The following is a 16479-nucleotide window of genomic DNA, read 5'->3' on the forward strand; positions in this document are numbered from 1 at the left end:
TAACCTATAATGCTCACCTTATTGATTATCCTTTTTGCCTTGGCACTGATTCTAATTGCCATCGTCAAATTCGACATCCATCCATTTCTTGCACTTTTTTGCGGTGCTATCCTTTATGGATTATTAGCTGGAATGCCCGGAGAATTAATCCTACAATCCATTTCTGAGGGATTTGGAGGGGTTTTGGGAAGTATAGGCTTACTCATCTTACTCGGTGTGATGATGGGGACTTTTTTGGAAAAAACTGGAGGAGCAATTGTTATTGCAGAGAAAATCCTCTTTTGGATCGGAGAAAAATCGATCACAGTTGCCATGATGATTTCTGGATATATACTCTCGATTCCAGTTTTTGGCGACAGCACTTTCATCATGATGAACCCTATCAGCAAGTCACTGTCTCTGAAAGGAAAGGTTCCTTATGCTGCTACTACCATTGCTTTAGCGCTTGGAGCCACCGCGTCGCACTCCTTAGTCCCTCCTACTCCAGGACCAATCGCAACCGCCGGAATTTATGAAGCAGACTTGGGAATGATCATTTTCTATGGATTGATTGTAAGTTTAACCGCCTTGATTCCTTCTTACATTTTTGTCAAAAAGGTAGCTTACAAAATTCCTTTGGTTCCAAAAATGGCCGTCAAAACTGAGGAAATTGATAAGAAAGAAAGACCCTCAGCTTTTGCATCATTCCTACCTATTATCGTCCCTCTAATTCTTATTATAATCGCTTCTATCGCCAAGTACCCAACCAAACCTTTTGGAGAGGGTGGTTTTTACACCTTTATTCAATTCGCAGGAAGTCCAGTGATCGCATTGCTTTTGGGCTCCTTTATGGCTTTTACCTTACCAAAGAAATTCGATGCGAAGTTACTTTCTTCTTCTGGCTGGATAGGTGAGGCAATTCTGATCGCAGCACCTGTGATTCTGATTACGGGAGCAGGAGGAGTTTTTGGAAAAATGCTGCAAAACTCAGGAATCGGCGATCTGGTCAGCTCATCCATGAGTGGCGCAAGCTGGGGAATTTTTCTTCCATTTTTGATAGCTTTCGCGCTGAAAACTGCTCAAGGTTCATCTACTGTTGCGATGATTACCACCGCTTCGATTATTGCCCCTCTTCTTGGTTCTCTTGGATTAGACTCAGAAACCATGCGCGTATTCGCAGTTTTGGCTACAGGAGCCGGTGCTATGGCGATCTCCCATGCCAATGACAGCTTCTTCTGGGCAGTAACTCAACTCTCCGGATTATCCATCAAGCAAGGCAATCAGACGCACAGTTTGGGAACGTTGATTATGTCGGTGACGGCGATAAGTGTGATTTATCTGATTACGCTGGTGGTGGGTTGAAATTCACTATCTTAATTGGAGCTAACCTTATTTAATCATGATCAGGCAAACGAAATCTCCACCTAGCCAATTGTACCTAATCATGGGTTTTGTTGGTTTGTTTGCTGTTTTGGTAGGATTCTCCACTACGTTTATAATACCTGTAAGTCGAAATACATTTATTGCGCCCCCTTTAATCTATATCCATGGTGCATTAGCTATGTGCTGGGTAAGCCTGTATTTATTACAGGTCTTACTCATTCGAAGCAAAAATCTAAAGATTCATAAGCAATTAGGGATTATTGGATTACTCATCGCTCTGAGTATTGTCGTCACTTTGTTGCCCACCGGAATGCATCAAGTAGAACGTGAACTTGCAGAAGGTTTAGGACAAACTGCTACCTCTTCATTAGTTGGCATCTTATTTTCAGGGTTGATTTTTGGAGGCTTGGTGATCTCTGGAATCGCAAATAGAAAGATGCCTTGCATTCACAGAAATTTTATGCTACTCGCTACACTTGTTTTGATTTGGCCGGGTTGGTTTCGATTTAGACATCTTTTTCCGAATGTATCTGATCCCGCGTTTTGGTTTGGGTTTGTATTGGCAGATACATTCATTGTAATCAGTATCCTTTGGGACCGAGTTGTACATGGTAAATTCAATACCACATTACTCACATTTGGACTGCTGATTATCCTAGAAAACACGCTTGAACTTTACTTTTTTGACAGTCCATGGTGGCAAGAACTAGCTAACAAAATCTATTTCCTTATAAAAAAATGATAAAGCAATCGTACCCACGACTTCTCTGCTACCTCGTATGAAAAATAGACTTACCCTTTATCTTCTCCTTTTTCCACTAATTCTTCACGCCCAAATCCTAAAAAAGCCAATCCCTGACAAACTGGTCGTTTTGACTTTCGATGATGCTCCGGCTAGCCAGTATTCAGTTGTAGCTCCTTTGCTGCAGGAATATGATTTTGGCGGGACTTTCTTTGTCTGCGAGTTCCAGCCGAATTATGCCGATAGCGCACTTTATATGAATTGGAGACAGATTCAGGAATTGGACAGAGTGGGGTTTGAAGTGGCAAACCACACGCATACCCACGCCAATGTCAGCAAATTATCCCAAGCAGAATTCAATAAACAACTCAGCTACATCGAGGATAAATGTGACTCTTTAGGAATTACAAAGCCTACCAACTTTGCCTACCCAGGATATGGCTTGAATTCACAGGCATTGGAATTTTTAGAAGCAAAAGATTATGTTTTCGCTCGAGCTGGAGGAAGCAGAGCGTACGATCCTTTGAGTGATCACCCTTATTTGATCCCAAGTTGGGCGACTGATGAAACGAATAAAGCCGAAATCTTGAATGCCTTTGATCAAGCCAAAGACGGAAAGATTGTTATTCTGACAATTCACGGAGTGCCTGACATCGAGCATCCTTGGGTGAATACGCCGCCTGAGCTTTTCAAGGAATATTTGGAATACCTAAAAGTGAATGAGTTCACGGTGATTTCTATGAAAGAATTGGAGGAGTATATTGATGTGGATGAAGCCAAGCGCTTACTCAAGCCGGACTTTTCGAAGAAGCTTAGTAATTAAAACAGCCTACATAAGAAATGGCTTTAATCTCTTGAATAGAAATAAGAGATCTCTAGTAAACCCCGTTCCGTAGGAACGCTTGGTTGGTAGCAAAAGAATATTCTCACGGAGGCTCGTTCCGTAGGAACGACTGGTCAAGAATTGATACCACACGTTCCTCTGGAACGAAGAAACCCAACATCTTGACAATCAACTACCGACCAACTGTCCCGCTGGGACACATTGCAGATCAAGACTCAACTTGACAGTAGGTGAATCTTAAAAGATACCTTTTGCGAATCTTCGTGCACTTTGCTGCTAAAATAAATTATTTGCTCCCTCTGCGTACCCCGCGGTTACAACAAAAAAGGTGATCCGTTTCCAGACCACCTTTTCAAATCAATAGTAATACTAACTAAGCTTAAGCCAGATCGTAACGATCCAGCATCATTACTTTATCCCAAGCCGCAACAAAATCCTTCAGGAATTTTTCCTTAGAATCAGCACATGCGTACACTTCTGACATCGCACGAAGCTCAGAATTAGACCCGAAGATCAAATCAGCACGCGTACCAGTCCATTTCACCTGACCAGTCTTGCGATCTGTTCCTATAAATGCATGTTGTCCCTTGTCTGCAGCTTTCCAAGTAGTACCCAAATCGAGCACATTGACAAAGAAGTCATTGGTTAAGGCACCAGGAGTTGCTGTGAACACACCATGCTTTGAATTATCATAATTCGTACCCAACACTCTCAAACCTCCAACAAGTACAGTCATCTCAGGCGGTGTAAGCTTAAGAAGTTGCGCTCTATCTATCAGCATTTCTTCTGCTGAAGCGCGGTGCTTTGGCTTGTAGAAATTTCTAAAACCATCTGCTGCAGGCTCCATCGCTGCGAAAGATCCTACATCAGTCTGAGCTTGGGAAGCATCTGCTCTTCCTGGTGTGAAAGGTACGGTGATATCGCTACCAGCATTTTTAGCTGCTTGCTCCACTCCTGCACATCCAGCCAATACGATTAGATCAGCTAACGAAATCTGCTTTCCACTGGATTGAGAAGCATTAAATTCCTTCTGGATAGCTTCCAATTTATCTAGCACTTTGCTTAGCTGAGAAGGGTTGTTCACCTCCCAGTATTTTTGTGGAGAAAGTCGAATTCTTGCTCCATTTGCACCACCGCGCATATCTGATCCACGGAAAGTAGAAGCCGAAGACCATGCTGTAGAAACCAATTCAGAAACGGAAAGACCTGAATCCAATACTTTCGCTTTCAAAGAAGCAACATCTGCATCATTCACCAATTCGTGATTGACAGCAGGAATCGGATCTTGCCAGATCAGTTCTTCAGTAGGAACTTCTGGACCCAAATAACGCTCAATTGGCCCCATATCTCTATGTGTTAATTTGAACCAAGCTCTTGCAAAAGCATCTGCAAATTCGGCTGGATTTTCGTAAAATTTCCTTGAAATTTTCTCGTATGCTGGATCTTCCTTTAAAGCTATATCTGTTGTCAACATAGCTGGGGCATGAGACTTAGATGGATCATGCGCATCAGGCACAGTTCCAGCTCCGTCGCCATTTTTAGGAGTCCACTGATGGGCTCCCGCAGGGCTTTTTGTAAGTTCCCAATCGTATTTAAAAAGATTGTCAAAATAGCTATTGCTCCATTTTGTTGGAGTTGAAGTCCAAGTCACTTCAATACCACTCGTGATGGTATCGCCTGCATTACCTGTTCCATAGGAATTTTTCCAACCTAATCCCATTTCTTCGATACTAGCACCTTCTGGCTCAGCACTCACATACTGAACTGGATCTGCAGCTCCGTGCGTCTTACCAAATGTGTGACCACCAGCTATCAAAGCAACAGTCTCCTCATCATTCATAGCCATTCGGCCAAAGGTCTCCCGAATATCATGTGCTGCTCCAATTGGATCTGGTCTTCCTTCTGGACCTTCAGGATTCACGTAAATCAATCCCATATGAGAAGCACCTAGAGGATTTTCCAATTCTCTGTCTCCGCTATATCTTTCCTTATCCCCTAGCCATTCTCCTTCAGATCCCCAGTAAATATCCTCTTCCGGCTCCCAGATATCCGGGCGACCTCCACCAAATCCGAAGGTTTTGAAGCCCATTGTTTCTAGTGCCACATTACCCGTAAGGATTAATAAATCTGCCCAAGAAAGTTTTCTTCCGTATTTCTGCTTGATTGGCCAAAGTAGCAAACGAGCCTTATCCAAATTCGCATTATCAGGCCAGCTATTCAATGGTGCAAAACGCTGGGATCCAGATCCACCACCACCACGTCCATCGGCGATTCTATACGTACCGGCACTGTGCCAAGCCATTCTGATAAAAAATGGACCATAATGCCCAAAATCTGCTGGCCACCAATCTTGAGAATCTGTCATTAAATCGGCAAGATCCTTTTTGACAGCAGCTAAATCCAATGATTTAAACTCCTCAGCATAATTGAAATCCTTATCCATTGGATCCGACTTCGAAGAGTGCTGGCGCAGAATATTCAAATTCAATTGGTTTGGCCACCAATCATGATTTCTTGTCCCGCCGCCGGCTGTCTTATTAACTGATCCTTGGGTAAAAGGACATTTTGCTTGATTATCATTCACCTCCCAAGCAGGGTCTCCATGTGATTGATGTGGGTCATTGTGTTTATCCATAATATTAACAGTGTTTTTACTTTTTGAAATTCTAAAAGCTAATTTAACAAAAGATTTGCTTATGCAATTAAAAATCTCATTGATAAACTCTATGACTGTTTCATTCTTCCATTGAAATTATCAGTCGAATACCAACCAATGAAATTCAATTTATCTATCTGCTCAATACCGATTTAAATCAAGTTTTCAGTCATTTTTACAACACTTTGAATTTGCTGATTTTCTTGAGTTTTAAATAAAAGGTGGTATTTTGAATTTGTTAATTAATTGGTTCTAAATAAACTGATTTATTTCTCCTATCAGGTTCACAGTCATTTATTTTAAAACAACCCCAACATGGTAACTCTACTCATTATTATTGGAATAGCGCTTTTGATTGGCGTTTTTCTGGTCGGTATCTTCAACAGTTTTGTGAAAAACAAAAACACTGTTAAAGATGCCTGGAGCAATATTGACGTCGCTCTCAAAAGAAGATATGATCTGATCCCAAATCTGGTGGAAACAGTGAAAGGTTATGCCAGCCATGAAAAGGAAACCTTGGAGGCAGTAATCCAAGCTAGGAATTCGGCTATGTCAGTACCTTCAGATGATATCAACCAACAAATACAAGCTGAAAATCAGCTTCAAAAAACACTTAGAAGTATCTTTGCTTTGAGTGAAGCTTATCCTGACTTGAAAGCCAATACCAACTTCCTACAACTACAGGATAAACTAAATGAGATAGAAGAAAATCTTGAAAGATCCAGAAGATATTACAATGGCACCGTACGCGAGAATAATACCTACGGTGAAAGCTTCCCAGGTGTCCTTTTCGCCGGAATGTTCAATTACAAGCATTATGATTATTTCGAAGCTGAGCCAGAAAGCCGAGAGAATGTCAAAGTGAGTTTTAATTAAACATTAGTTCTCTCAATCATTCTAGTTGCATTGCTTTCTTTGCTCTTCGGAAAGGATGTCCGGTGTAGGATAACCGATGCACTCCAAAATGCAGATTGCAGCTTGGTATTTATGTAATTGGTAGTAGATTTTCACAATTGAAGGAACGCCAATTCATTGATTAGAAATCAACTTTACTTCCTACTTTCTATTGGTTTTTTTAAAAGTTCATGAGCACTAGTATGAAAAAAATCACCTTTCTATTTCTCCTATTTTTTGTGCAGCTAGAGGTCTACTCGCAAGACTTTACTGTCACTTCCTATACTGTTGACATTACTATTCATGAAGAAGGATACTTCGATGTGGTGGAGAAATACAACCTTAATTTCGAAGTGCCAAAACACGGGATCTATAGGGATATTCAGCTGGCTTATGACTTGCAAACTGAAGAAGGCGAGCAGGAAAAACGTCAACTGAAACTTAGTAAAATCATTGTTCCAGGATACAAATTTGATGCACCTTCAGCATTTGGACAGAAATATTCTGATAATGCACGGATTAAAATCGGTGATGCGAATGTGACACTAGAAGGTCCGCAGCAATATGAAATCAGGTATAGAGTTGAGAATGCTTTTCTCCATGAATCGGAAGCAATCCAATTCTATTGGAATATCAAGCCGAGTGACTGGTATGCTCCATTTAATAAAATAGACTTTCAGGTTCACCTTCCCAATGGAGTTTCTCTTCAGAAAGATGATTATTTCTTGTATTCAGGTACAATAGGATCGAATGTTCCCACTGATGATTTTGAGACCAGCTATGCAAATGGAGTCTACTCGGGTAGCAGCAAGGCAGGCGTAGTATCCTCGGGAGGAGAAGCAGTGACGGTTTTGCTGAAATTACCACTGGGCAGCGTTAAAGAAATCAAGCCACTCTGGCCTTTCTGGACAGACTACGGCTGGACTCTGATTCTTCCATTTGTTTATTTTGCCTTTTATTCCATCTGGAAAAAGCATGGGAAAGACGATCATGTAACAACCACCACGAGCTACTATCCGCCTACTGGTATGGATCCTGCTATGGTGGGTTTCTTAATTGATGACTCTGGAGATACCGTTGATCTGATCTCTTTGATTCCATTTTGGGCTTCCAAAGGTTTTTTAACGATCGAAGAAATTGATGAAAAAGGATGGTTTGCAAAGGATGACACCAAGCTCACCAAGTTGAAGGAAATTGAAGCAGATGCTCCATTATATCAGCGCCAATTATTTAATGGGTTATTTTCATCCAAAAGCGAAGTTCTCGTCAGCAGTCTCAAGGAAAAATTCTACACTACAATGAGTACTGCTAAGGGTAGTTTAAAAGATGCTTCTCAAATTTATTATGTGAACAAGTCAAGGCGAATTAAGAATTACACCATTTTTGGCTTGATCCTTTCCATGCTCATTCTTGTGCCCACATTTCTGTTTTTTTGGGGAATAATTGCTGCCGTTGCTGCTGGTGTTTCTCACATATTTTTGTTGATAATGAGTCAGTTTTTAATCAAAAAAAATAAAGAAGGGACTGCTATTTTATCTGAATTAAAAGGCTTCAAGCAATTCATTAAAGTAGCCGAGGAAAACAAGCTTAAAATGCTTTTGAAAGAAGACCCTTCCTATTTTGAGTCTACCATGAGCTATGCCTTGGCCTTTGGAATGTTTGATAGATGGGCCAAGAAATTCGATTCATTGAATCTACAACCGCCATCTTGGTATTACTCAACTAGTGGTAGAATGATGTCAATGAATCATTTTTCCAAATCCTTTAACAATTCTATCAAATCAACTCAATCCACTATGGTCAGTTCACCTTCCAGTTCTGGTAGCTCCGGCGGAGGTGGTTCATCTGGAGGCGGTTTTGGTGGAGGCGGAGGCGGAAGCTGGTAAACTTGATATAAAAAATTAAAAATCTTCCATTATGAAAAAAGTAGCAATCCTAGTTTTTGTATTAATTGCCTTTGGTCTAACTGTCAATGCTCAAAGTTTAGATGATAAATACCTCAGTAAGGTTCAGACTCTTGACAGTACAATTGAAACACTGTATGGGGTGATTTCTGGTGAAAAAGGTCAGGAAAGAAATTGGGAGCTATTCAAATATTTATTCCATCCGGATGCTAAGTTGATTCCTTCAGGAAAAAATCAGTCTGGTGTGATCGGAGCCACCTTCATGACCCCGGAGGATTACATTACCCGAGCTGGTAAGATGTTGGTAGATATAGGATTTTTTGAAGTAGAAAGCCATCGCACAGTTGACACATTTGGCAATATCACACAGATTTTCAGCACCTATAACTCCTTCAATAATGAGTCCATGGATAAGCCATTTATGCGAGGAATCAATAGTATTCAACTATTGAATGATGGAAATAGATGGTGGATTATCAATATTTATTGGATGCAGGAATCTCCAGAAAACCCAATTCCGGAGAAGTATTTACCGAAGAATTAAACATCAAACTAGCCATAATGAACCGTGAACAGCTAAAGAAAGATTTTTTTCCAGCGGAACTTATGCTAAAACTCTACAGAGATCTAGCAGACTGTGGAGCAGAAGCTAAAATAAAATTGATCGATGAATACATTGAAAAAGTTCGGGATTCTTATGATGAAGATGTACTGTTTATAAAGCAGCACAATCAAATAGCCCACATGCACTTCATGTCAGGGCAACATGAACAAGCTATTTCCTATTTTGAAATGGTGGTTGAAAAAATGGCTCCGGATGACTACCCTCCCATATATTTTCTAGCTATTAATCTATTGATTAGAAGCAATTGCATTCTTACAAATTATGATGTTGCTAAGCAATGGGGTGAGCTGGCGCTAAAAAACCACCATCATGCAGATCCAATTTCCAACTTGCACATTCTCAACGATTATATGGATGTTCTCTCCGAAACTGAAACTGATTTAGATAAAAAACACTACTCAGTGATTCAATCAATCATTGATGAATATGGATTCCCTGAAAAGTTGAGAGATCCTGTAGAGACCATTCGATCTATGAATAAAAGACATAAGATTTGGGCTAGAAAAATGGGTGATTTGACACTTAATTATGCTAAACCTGATGGTGCAGCTACTTTTGAGGATTTGGAGCGATACATAGAATCCTGTGAAATAGGTTGGTATAGAAATTATGCCAGAAACATGTTGGATAAATTGAAAAGTAACTAGCACAAGTCTGGAAACCTGCGCTAAATTCACATTCCCTCAACACCATACGCTATCTTACAGTATATGAAATCGAGCATGACCCAAAGCGACACACAGAGCTATGGTTATAATTCTTGCGGAGATTCCATTTGGCCATTAAAAATCAAATTATAATCACATGAAATCGAGCATGTCGGAAGCGACACACAGAGGGATGATTATCTCCCAGGCGAGATTCCATATGGCCTTTAAAAGACAAATTATAATCATATGAAAAACTCTGTATTTATAGCCACCAGTTTAGACGGTATGATTGCAGGAAAAAATGATGAGTTGGACTGGCTTTCTACTTTTCCGGAAATCGACCAAATCGACACAGGTTTTAATGACTTCACTTCCCGCATGGATGCGCTTTTAATGGGAAGAAATACTTTTAAGGTAATTTCAGACTTTGAGGGAGAATGGTTTTACACCAAGCCTGTTTTTGTATGGAGCAGTTCCATGACCGAGATTCCAGAAAAATTTAAAGGGAAAGCTTTTCTTGTCAAGGGAAGCATCACAGAAGTTCTTTCAGAAATACACGGCAAAGGCTTTCAAAACCTTTACATCGATGGAGGAAAGACCATTCAGAGCTTTCTGAAAGAAGACTTAATCGACGAAATGATTATTACAACAATTCCAGTATTACTAGGATCTGGAGTTCCTTTGTTTGCTGATTTACCCAAGCAATTGATCTTTAAATGCGTCAAATCAACGCTGTTTTTGGACAAAGTCGTGCAGAATCATTTTGTTAGAGCACGATAGGTTAACTAGCTGTCCAAGCTGTTGTTCTTCAGAATAGGCTGATACAAGAAATACAAAATCGTTGCGTCGCTGCGTCGCCGCGAGAAATCACCTCGTCGTCCATCCCCCATCTATAGTTACGAAGAAGTATTTACCATAAACCAAGAATTAACCTGATCAAATTATGCGATTGGATTCCTTCCAAGTAAACTAGTTCATATGAATAGTACAATTCCAAAAAGTGTTTCTACCAAGAATTTAAAGGACGTCTTTCAATGATAACCTGGCCAATAGTTGAATCCCCTCTATAGGGCACAGATATTCAACCTTAAAATCATCATCGTTGCTTGTCCATCTGTATTTGAGCCTATTAAGAACCATGTGTTACACCAACTTAAGAATAGAACCAAGAACTTTGATGATGACAAGGTCTTGACTATAGTGAATAATTCTTTTAGTTATCACGGCGAAGTTGCAAATAATCTCTAGCTGAACGCCTATCTCTAACCTAGTAGAGGCTGTTCCAGCTTAAGAAACAGCCTCTTCTTGCTAGATTATAGATTCCTATTCTTCCACCCTCTTCAATACCCAAGTGGATGGTACCGCCGGAATGTGATCAGGATCAACAATTCGTTTTGGACCCAAAAAACTTGGGAAATTCCAAATTAGGCTTTCTCCTTGAAAGGTTGCATGAATGGTAACACCTTTTGGTTTATCATAAATGTGAAAACTTCCAATTATTCCTTTTTCATTGGAGGAGAAAATAACAGGTGGAATTCTATGAAGATTTTTTGTGTCAAATATTTCTTTGAAATTAACCTTATCCTTGGAATACAAGAATTCAACAAATTCTAGATCATTATAAACAAGATTTTCGTCCACAATCAATTTGACATAACCAAATAAAAATTTATCTTCTCTTTCTAAACTTTTTACTTCTTTAAATATTAGAGTAACTGTAAAGTCAATTCTCTCATCTTTATAAAACCAAGTTCCTTCTAAATCTGTTAGCTTTTCTTGATTTTCGGGAATTTGAGCGAATATTGGGCTAGCAGCTAGTGTGAAAACTACTGTTAAATAGATTGTAATATAATTTAGTACTTTCATAATTAATTGCAATTTAGTGTTACGGTATTGGTTCCTTGTCGATTAGTTCCAATTTTGTTCCAGGAATTAAAATTTGATAACTCACCTTTAGATAAGGTAAGTCCCAAACCTGTTGAATTAAGAAAATTAATTAATCCTATTTCATTCTGTAAAGTAGAATTTGTAGGGTTAACAGAGCAACTGGTTTTTGAATGCATCAAATCAATAACCTTATTAGACAAAGTCGTGCAGAACCATTACGTCATGTCAAGATAAAATCACCTCGCCGTCCATCCCCCATCCACTGTCAGCATCGAGCCCACCATATAGCTCGCTGCATCTGAAGCCAAGTAAATCGCAGCTCCCTGAATTTCTTCCAGCCTACCCCATCTTCCGAGTGCCGTAGCGCCAACGATAAATTTCTTTCCTTCTTCCGTATCTGCAATTGGCAAGTTCATTTCCGTCAAAAATGGTCCAGGACAGATGGCGTTTACATTGATATTGAATGGGGCAAACTCCAATCCTAGCGCCCGTGTCATCTGAACCACAGCACCTTTGCTGGAAGTATAGGGAGTTCGATTGGAAAGCCCAACAAGACCTAAAGTACTTGCCAAATTAATGATGCTACCACTTTTCACCTCTTTCATGTAAGGTGTTACAGCCCTACAGCAAAGCCAAGTTCCGGTCACATTGATGTCCATCACTTTCTGAAAATCTTCCAAGGTTAATTCATCTATTGCACCTCGAATATTGATTCCAGCGGAGTTAATCAAGACATCTATTTTCCCAAAAGCATCAAAGGCAGCTTTGGCCATCGCTTCTGTCTGCTCTTTGTTCACCACATCCGCTTCAAAAGCAATAGCCTTCACGCCATAGAGTTCAGAAATTCTATGAGCTGATTCCTCGCCCTCTTTCAGCGTTCTACTGACCAACATCACATTTGCGCCAGCCGAGGCAAGTCCCTCTGCCATGGCTAAGCCGAGTCCTTTGGATCCGCCGGTGATGATGGCAGCTTTTCCTGTTAGGTCAAAAAGTTTGATTCCGGGTAATTTATTAGACATGAGTTAATTGTTTAAATGATTTTCGCAATGATGCGAGTAAACTTACTTTCTTTGGTTTTCTGGCTGGAAGACCGATGACGGAAGACCGAAGTTGCCTCAATTCTAGTGTTTAACATCGCATTTGCCGAAGTGATTTATTGCTTGTATAGTTGTTTTTAATTACCTAAACTCTATTCCAACCCCAGCGAACTTCGACTATAGTCAAGACATGCCAACACATTCTGTTCCTCGTAAGCCAATTGCTCTTCCTTACTTAGACCCGTCACACGCGGTAACTCACCTTTGAATTGATTTTCTTCCATCATTCGCTCCATTTTGTACACATCCAGTCCTGACAAATGATCGAACGTAGCCCAATAGCTATCTTTCATTACAGGGATTTCTAAGGGATCACGAGTAATCATCTCCAGACTAAAGTTGATCTCAGGATTATACTTTTTACAGAGTTCAACTGCAGATTTCAAATCAACTATTCCTTCACCCAATGGCACTTCGGATAGCAGAAATCCATCATGGTAGTTTTTCACACCCATATCTTTCACATGAGTAGAAAAGGCATAAGGTGCTAAAGTCTCAATCACTTCCATAGGATTTTCCATGAAAGAAAGATTATTCCCGAAATCCAAGGTTACGCCTACCCACTCACTCCCCAGCTTTTTAATGATTGCTTCTAGCTCCTTCGCTGTCCAATCTTTATGATTTTCTACTGCCAACTTCATTTTATGCTTTCGCATAAGGGGCTCGGCTAGTTCAATCGATTCAATCGCTTTTATCCGAAATGCCTGGTAATCACCTAAGGTTTTGAAAGTAACATAGCGCCTTCCGCTCAGACAGGCAGTTCGCAAAACCGTAGCCCCTGCCTCTTTTGCTGCCAAAACTTCTGCTTCAAACTTAGCGATCTCATCATTTGACTTTGGCAAAGCAATGCTTCCCTCCAGATACAACCCTGTCTTTTCTCGTGCATCTCTTACTTTTTTAGCAAAATCTGAAGACCAACCATTGACCAATGTCTGCACACCACCCGCTCCTACTTCCTTACAATGCTCGATTAAACTAAGGGCATTCTCAAAGCCTGGATATTTCTCGCTTGGTGTATCCGAATGCCATCTCGCAGCATAGGAATGTACCACGATTCCCATTCGTACATTTTGCAGAAAATCAGGATTTCCAGGCAGCGGAAAAGCCATTGCCATAACTCCAAGCCCAGCTGTCTTTATGAATTTCCTTCTACCTGAATTGTAGCTCGATAGACTGGGTTTAGAACTGTTCATAGCTTATGGTTTTGGGGCTTCCACAGGAGGCAATGACTCTATATACTCATCTAGTTCGGCCGCTTTCCACGGGTAAACTCTTCCTTGAGTAGACACCCGAGTTTTACCAATAGTACGGCCTGAAATTGGTGAAGCTTGGTTGCCCCACTCATTTCTAATATAAGTCAAAATCGCCGCAATACTTCCATCGTCCATGGTAGAATGTGCAGGCATAACCGGGAGAATATCCGGAGCATCATAGGTTTTTCCGGCTACTTCCACCGGACCTTCCAACCCATGAAGTAAAATCATCGCTAACCTGCCCTCGTTACCCAAAACCCATTCAGATCCTACTAAAGGAGGTCCCATCCTAGGCGCTCCTGCTCCATCTGAACCATGGCATCCTGCGCAAGTCACCAGGAACTTCTGCCGACCATCAGCAAATTGCTTCAACGCCTTCTCATCCAACTGATTGGAAACAAGCTTCACCTCTGAAGGCGTATAGCCAGGCCAAGCAAACATTCGCTTCAGCATATCCACACGATTTTCATCGATGGGCAGATCAGTCCTTTGGAAAAGTGCTGGCTCTGAAGTCAAAGGAATAGGTTTCCGATCTTTCAGGTTGGCTGCCTGAATGGACATTCCTGAAATCAGGATATTTTCTTTCCAGCCTAGCTCTTTCTCGTCTGCCAAAGCCAATAACCCTTTTACTTCATTTTGATCTCCATTTTTAATGATCGCACTAGCTAGTGTTTCAAGAAAAATCTCCTTGGTCTGCTCTTTCACCTTCCACTCTTCCGATGCCCAAAGCTTTTGCAGGAAATCATATTCCCTTCCGCCCAAACTACTCATCATCGCATCACGAATTAATGGATCATCGCCATACTTTGAGAAAATAACAGAAAGCACACGTTCATCTTCAGAAGGCTCCAGCACATAACTACTCAGCGAAAGTTGCAGAGCTTCCTGTGAAGTGGTAGAATCAACTACTTTTTCCATAGCCTCAGCAAGTCTCACTTTAATAGCACTAGACTCCATAGCAAATGGTTCCAATAACCTAAGAGCAGTACTTTGAACCAAACCAGAGGAATTTTCGAAGATTGACAAAAGGAAATCTGGGGAAAGCAGGTTAAGTCCTTCCAAGGTCCATAGTGCATGAAATCTTCCTAGTTCGGTGGACTTTGAATCAGCAGCGAGCTGCATCACCTTCTCTTTACCGGTCTTGTCATTCCGCTCTACCAAGAGTCTCTGGGCCATATCTCTATACCAGCCATCCCTATTTGAAAGAAATTCGATCAATTCATCAGTGCTAGCTTTTGAAAGCTTGGGTTGCGCTAAAGCATTTTTTCCTTTTGGCACTATTTTCCAAATCCTACCCAAATGCACGGGCATTTCCAGCCCTCTACCAATTGTTTGCTCTCGCAAATAGGGTGTCAAATATTCTCCATGCTGAATCAAACCACGATACATATCTGCAATGTAAAGTGCTCCATCGGGGCCCGTAGCAAAGTCAACTGGTCTAAACCGCTCGTCAGTTGATGCTAGAAATTCAATTCCCGAGTGCGGGTCTTTTCCTTCCAAAATATTGCCTTTTTGGCTGATGATATTTCGCTTCACCAGATTACCCGCAGGTTCAGCAACGAAGGCATTTCCATAATACTCCTCAGGGAAAAGTCCTGCTCTATAAATCCATGGAGAACAGGCAGCTGTAAACTCCATCAATCGCTGGTCTTCACTGAGGACGCCAGGAATGTATCCTCGATTGACGGCTGGCGTCTTACGAATAGGGAAAACTCTGCGATCCATGCTAACTCCGTAATCAATACCAGTTGATGGAGAATGATTGGGATTACGGGAAAGGTAATTTGGTGGAACCAAATCCGCATGCAACTGGGACCAATTGTAATTATAAAATAAACGGCCTTGATCGTCCTGACTGATTCCCCATTGACCACGAAACTCAGTAGAATCTCTAATCCATTCGCCATCTTGGTATTTATACCTCAGCCTGGATTTAGCGTTGTAATACCAATTATCAACATTTCTAAGCAAGCCATTATCGGAATGCTCAGGATTACCAGAAGATGCATAGGTTGAATCCAATAAAACTTTTGTATCGGCTTTCAGGTCGCCATCCAGATCTTTGGTAACCCAAAGTGCTGTGTTTTCAGACACCAAAACCCCATCTCCAAAAAAACCGAGCGCTCGAGGCATGATCAGACTATCAAGGTAAATCGTGCTTTTATCCATCACTCCATCACCATCCTCATCTTCCAGCACCGAAATTCTACCGATTGGCTTATCTTCTTCAGAGCCAAGCGTATCAGTCATAAAACCACGCATCTCGATCACCCAAAGCCGGGAATCCTCATCGAACGTGATGAAAACTGGATCTTCCACCATGGGTTCGGCGGCAACTAACTGGATTTGAAATCCCTCTTCTAATTGGAAAGTCTCTAATTCTTCTTCAGCAGACTGAGCAGGAGAAGGGTTTGAAGGGTCTTCTTGTACAGGTTTAGAACAAGAAAATAGGGTTATTGCTATCAAAAAAGACAAAGCAATACGAATAATCGACATACTACAAATTGGTATTTTGGGTTTGAGCTGAGAGCGCTTGAAGTCGCTAACCTCTAATATCTTGGCTAG

General features: G+C 41.0%; 13 protein-coding genes. 8 read left to right on the plus strand and 5 right to left on the minus strand.

Features of this window, described 5'->3' with window-relative positions; genetic code table 11:
* Nucleotides 1-9: 9 nt before the first annotated feature.
* From ACPUEN_RS08960 to ACPUEN_RS08970, 3 genes are read left to right on the plus strand one after another with little or no spacing between them, the layout of a single operon-like run.
* The gene (locus ACPUEN_RS08960) at nt 10-1341 is read left to right on the plus strand and encodes a GntP family permease (protein WP_425639849.1); all 1332 of its coding nucleotides are present in this window, start codon (nt 10-12) and stop codon (nt 1339-1341) included.
* A gap of 37 nt (nt 1342-1378) precedes the next feature.
* Nucleotides 1379-2104 (plus strand): hypothetical protein, encoded by a 726-nt coding sequence (locus ACPUEN_RS08965; protein WP_425639851.1) that lies wholly within the window; start codon nt 1379-1381, stop codon nt 2102-2104.
* 37 nt (nt 2105-2141) lie between these two features.
* Nucleotides 2142-2927: a polysaccharide deacetylase family protein gene (locus ACPUEN_RS08970; RefSeq protein ID WP_425639853.1), complete on the plus strand. Its 786-nt coding sequence runs from the start codon at nt 2142-2144 to the stop codon at nt 2925-2927.
* A 400-nt stretch (nt 2928-3327) separates the two neighbouring features.
* On the opposite strand, the gene katG is transcribed toward ACPUEN_RS08970, so the two are convergent.
* Nucleotides 3328-5583 (minus strand): catalase/peroxidase HPI, encoded by a 2256-nt coding sequence (gene katG / locus ACPUEN_RS08975; protein WP_425639855.1) that lies wholly within the window; start codon nt 5581-5583, stop codon nt 3328-3330.
* 336 nt (nt 5584-5919) lie between these two features.
* On the opposite strand from katG, the gene ACPUEN_RS08980 reads away from it, so the two are divergent.
* The 5 genes from ACPUEN_RS08980 to ACPUEN_RS09000 all read left to right on the plus strand — a co-directional run bounded on the left by ACPUEN_RS08980 (nt 5920) and on the right by ACPUEN_RS09000 (nt 10457).
* Nucleotides 5920-6480 (plus strand): LemA family protein, encoded by a 561-nt coding sequence (locus ACPUEN_RS08980; protein WP_425639857.1) that lies wholly within the window; start codon nt 5920-5922, stop codon nt 6478-6480.
* A 221-nt stretch (nt 6481-6701) separates the two neighbouring features.
* Complete coding sequence (locus ACPUEN_RS08985) at nt 6702-8384, plus strand: DUF2207 domain-containing protein (protein WP_425639859.1); 1683 nt, start codon at nt 6702-6704, stop codon at nt 8382-8384.
* Between the two features lie 31 nt (nt 8385-8415).
* A complete protein-coding gene (locus ACPUEN_RS08990) occupies nt 8416-8946 on the plus strand; it encodes a hypothetical protein (RefSeq protein ID WP_425639861.1) in 531 nt (176 codons plus the stop codon).
* Nucleotides 8868-9674 carry a hypothetical protein gene (locus ACPUEN_RS08995; RefSeq protein WP_425639862.1) on the plus strand — a complete coding sequence of 269 codons (807 nt, stop codon included), beginning with the start codon at nt 8868-8870 and terminating at the stop codon, nt 9672-9674. The genes ACPUEN_RS08990 and ACPUEN_RS08995 overlap by 79 nt, the downstream gene beginning before the upstream one ends.
* Nucleotides 9675-9923: 249 nt before the next feature.
* Nucleotides 9924-10457: a dihydrofolate reductase family protein gene (locus ACPUEN_RS09000; RefSeq protein WP_425639864.1), complete on the plus strand. Its 534-nt coding sequence runs from the start codon at nt 9924-9926 to the stop codon at nt 10455-10457.
* A 543-nt stretch (nt 10458-11000) separates the two neighbouring features.
* Here ACPUEN_RS09000 and ACPUEN_RS09005 read toward each other — a convergent pair.
* From ACPUEN_RS09005 to ACPUEN_RS09020, 4 genes are all read right to left on the minus strand, one after another.
* Nucleotides 11001-11543: a DUF6705 family protein gene (locus tag ACPUEN_RS09005; protein ID WP_425639866.1), complete on the minus strand. Its 543-nt coding sequence runs from the start codon at nt 11541-11543 to the stop codon at nt 11001-11003.
* A gap of 257 nt (nt 11544-11800) precedes the next feature.
* Nucleotides 11801-12583: an SDR family NAD(P)-dependent oxidoreductase gene (locus ACPUEN_RS09010; protein ID WP_425639867.1), complete on the minus strand. Its 783-nt coding sequence runs from the start codon at nt 12581-12583 to the stop codon at nt 11801-11803.
* 170 nt (nt 12584-12753) lie between these two features.
* On the minus strand, nt 12754-13854 hold the full coding sequence (locus ACPUEN_RS09015; protein ID WP_425639869.1) for a sugar phosphate isomerase/epimerase family protein: 1101 nt from the start codon (nt 13852-13854) through the stop codon (nt 12754-12756).
* Nucleotides 13855-13857: 3 nt separating this feature from the next.
* Nucleotides 13858-16410: a DUF7133 domain-containing protein gene (locus ACPUEN_RS09020; RefSeq protein WP_425639871.1), complete on the minus strand. Its 2553-nt coding sequence runs from the start codon at nt 16408-16410 to the stop codon at nt 13858-13860.
* Nucleotides 16411-16479: the final 69 nt, after the last annotated feature.

Origin of the sequence: Algoriphagus yeomjeoni (assembly GCF_049821175.1) — a bacterium.
Lineage (GTDB): Bacteria > Bacteroidota > Bacteroidia > Cytophagales > Cyclobacteriaceae > Algoriphagus > Algoriphagus yeomjeoni_A.

Coding starts and splice junctions, on each gene's coding strand:
- ACPUEN_RS08960 (WP_425639849.1), top strand. CDS start 10: ATGCTCACCTTATTGATTATCCTTTTTGCCTTGGCACTGATTCTAATT.
- ACPUEN_RS08965 (WP_425639851.1), top strand. CDS start 1,379: ATGATCAGGCAAACGAAATCTCCACCTAGCCAATTGTACCTAATCATG.
- ACPUEN_RS08970 (WP_425639853.1), top strand. CDS start 2,142: ATGAAAAATAGACTTACCCTTTATCTTCTCCTTTTTCCACTAATTCTT.
- katG (WP_425639855.1), bottom strand. CDS start 5,583: ATGGATAAACACAATGACCCACATCAATCACATGGAGACCCTGCTTGG.
- ACPUEN_RS08980 (WP_425639857.1), top strand. CDS start 5,920: ATGGTAACTCTACTCATTATTATTGGAATAGCGCTTTTGATTGGCGTT.
- ACPUEN_RS08985 (WP_425639859.1), top strand. CDS start 6,702: ATGAAAAAAATCACCTTTCTATTTCTCCTATTTTTTGTGCAGCTAGAG.
- ACPUEN_RS08990 (WP_425639861.1), top strand. CDS start 8,416: ATGAAAAAAGTAGCAATCCTAGTTTTTGTATTAATTGCCTTTGGTCTA.
- ACPUEN_RS08995 (WP_425639862.1), top strand. CDS start 8,868: ATGGTGGATTATCAATATTTATTGGATGCAGGAATCTCCAGAAAACCC.
- ACPUEN_RS09000 (WP_425639864.1), top strand. CDS start 9,924: ATGAAAAACTCTGTATTTATAGCCACCAGTTTAGACGGTATGATTGCA.
- ACPUEN_RS09005 (WP_425639866.1), bottom strand. CDS start 11,543: ATGAAAGTACTAAATTATATTACAATCTATTTAACAGTAGTTTTCACA.
- ACPUEN_RS09010 (WP_425639867.1), bottom strand. CDS start 12,583: ATGTCTAATAAATTACCCGGAATCAAACTTTTTGACCTAACAGGAAAA.
- ACPUEN_RS09015 (WP_425639869.1), bottom strand. CDS start 13,854: ATGAACAGTTCTAAACCCAGTCTATCGAGCTACAATTCAGGTAGAAGG.
- ACPUEN_RS09020 (WP_425639871.1), bottom strand. CDS start 16,410: ATGTCGATTATTCGTATTGCTTTGTCTTTTTTGATAGCAATAACCCTA.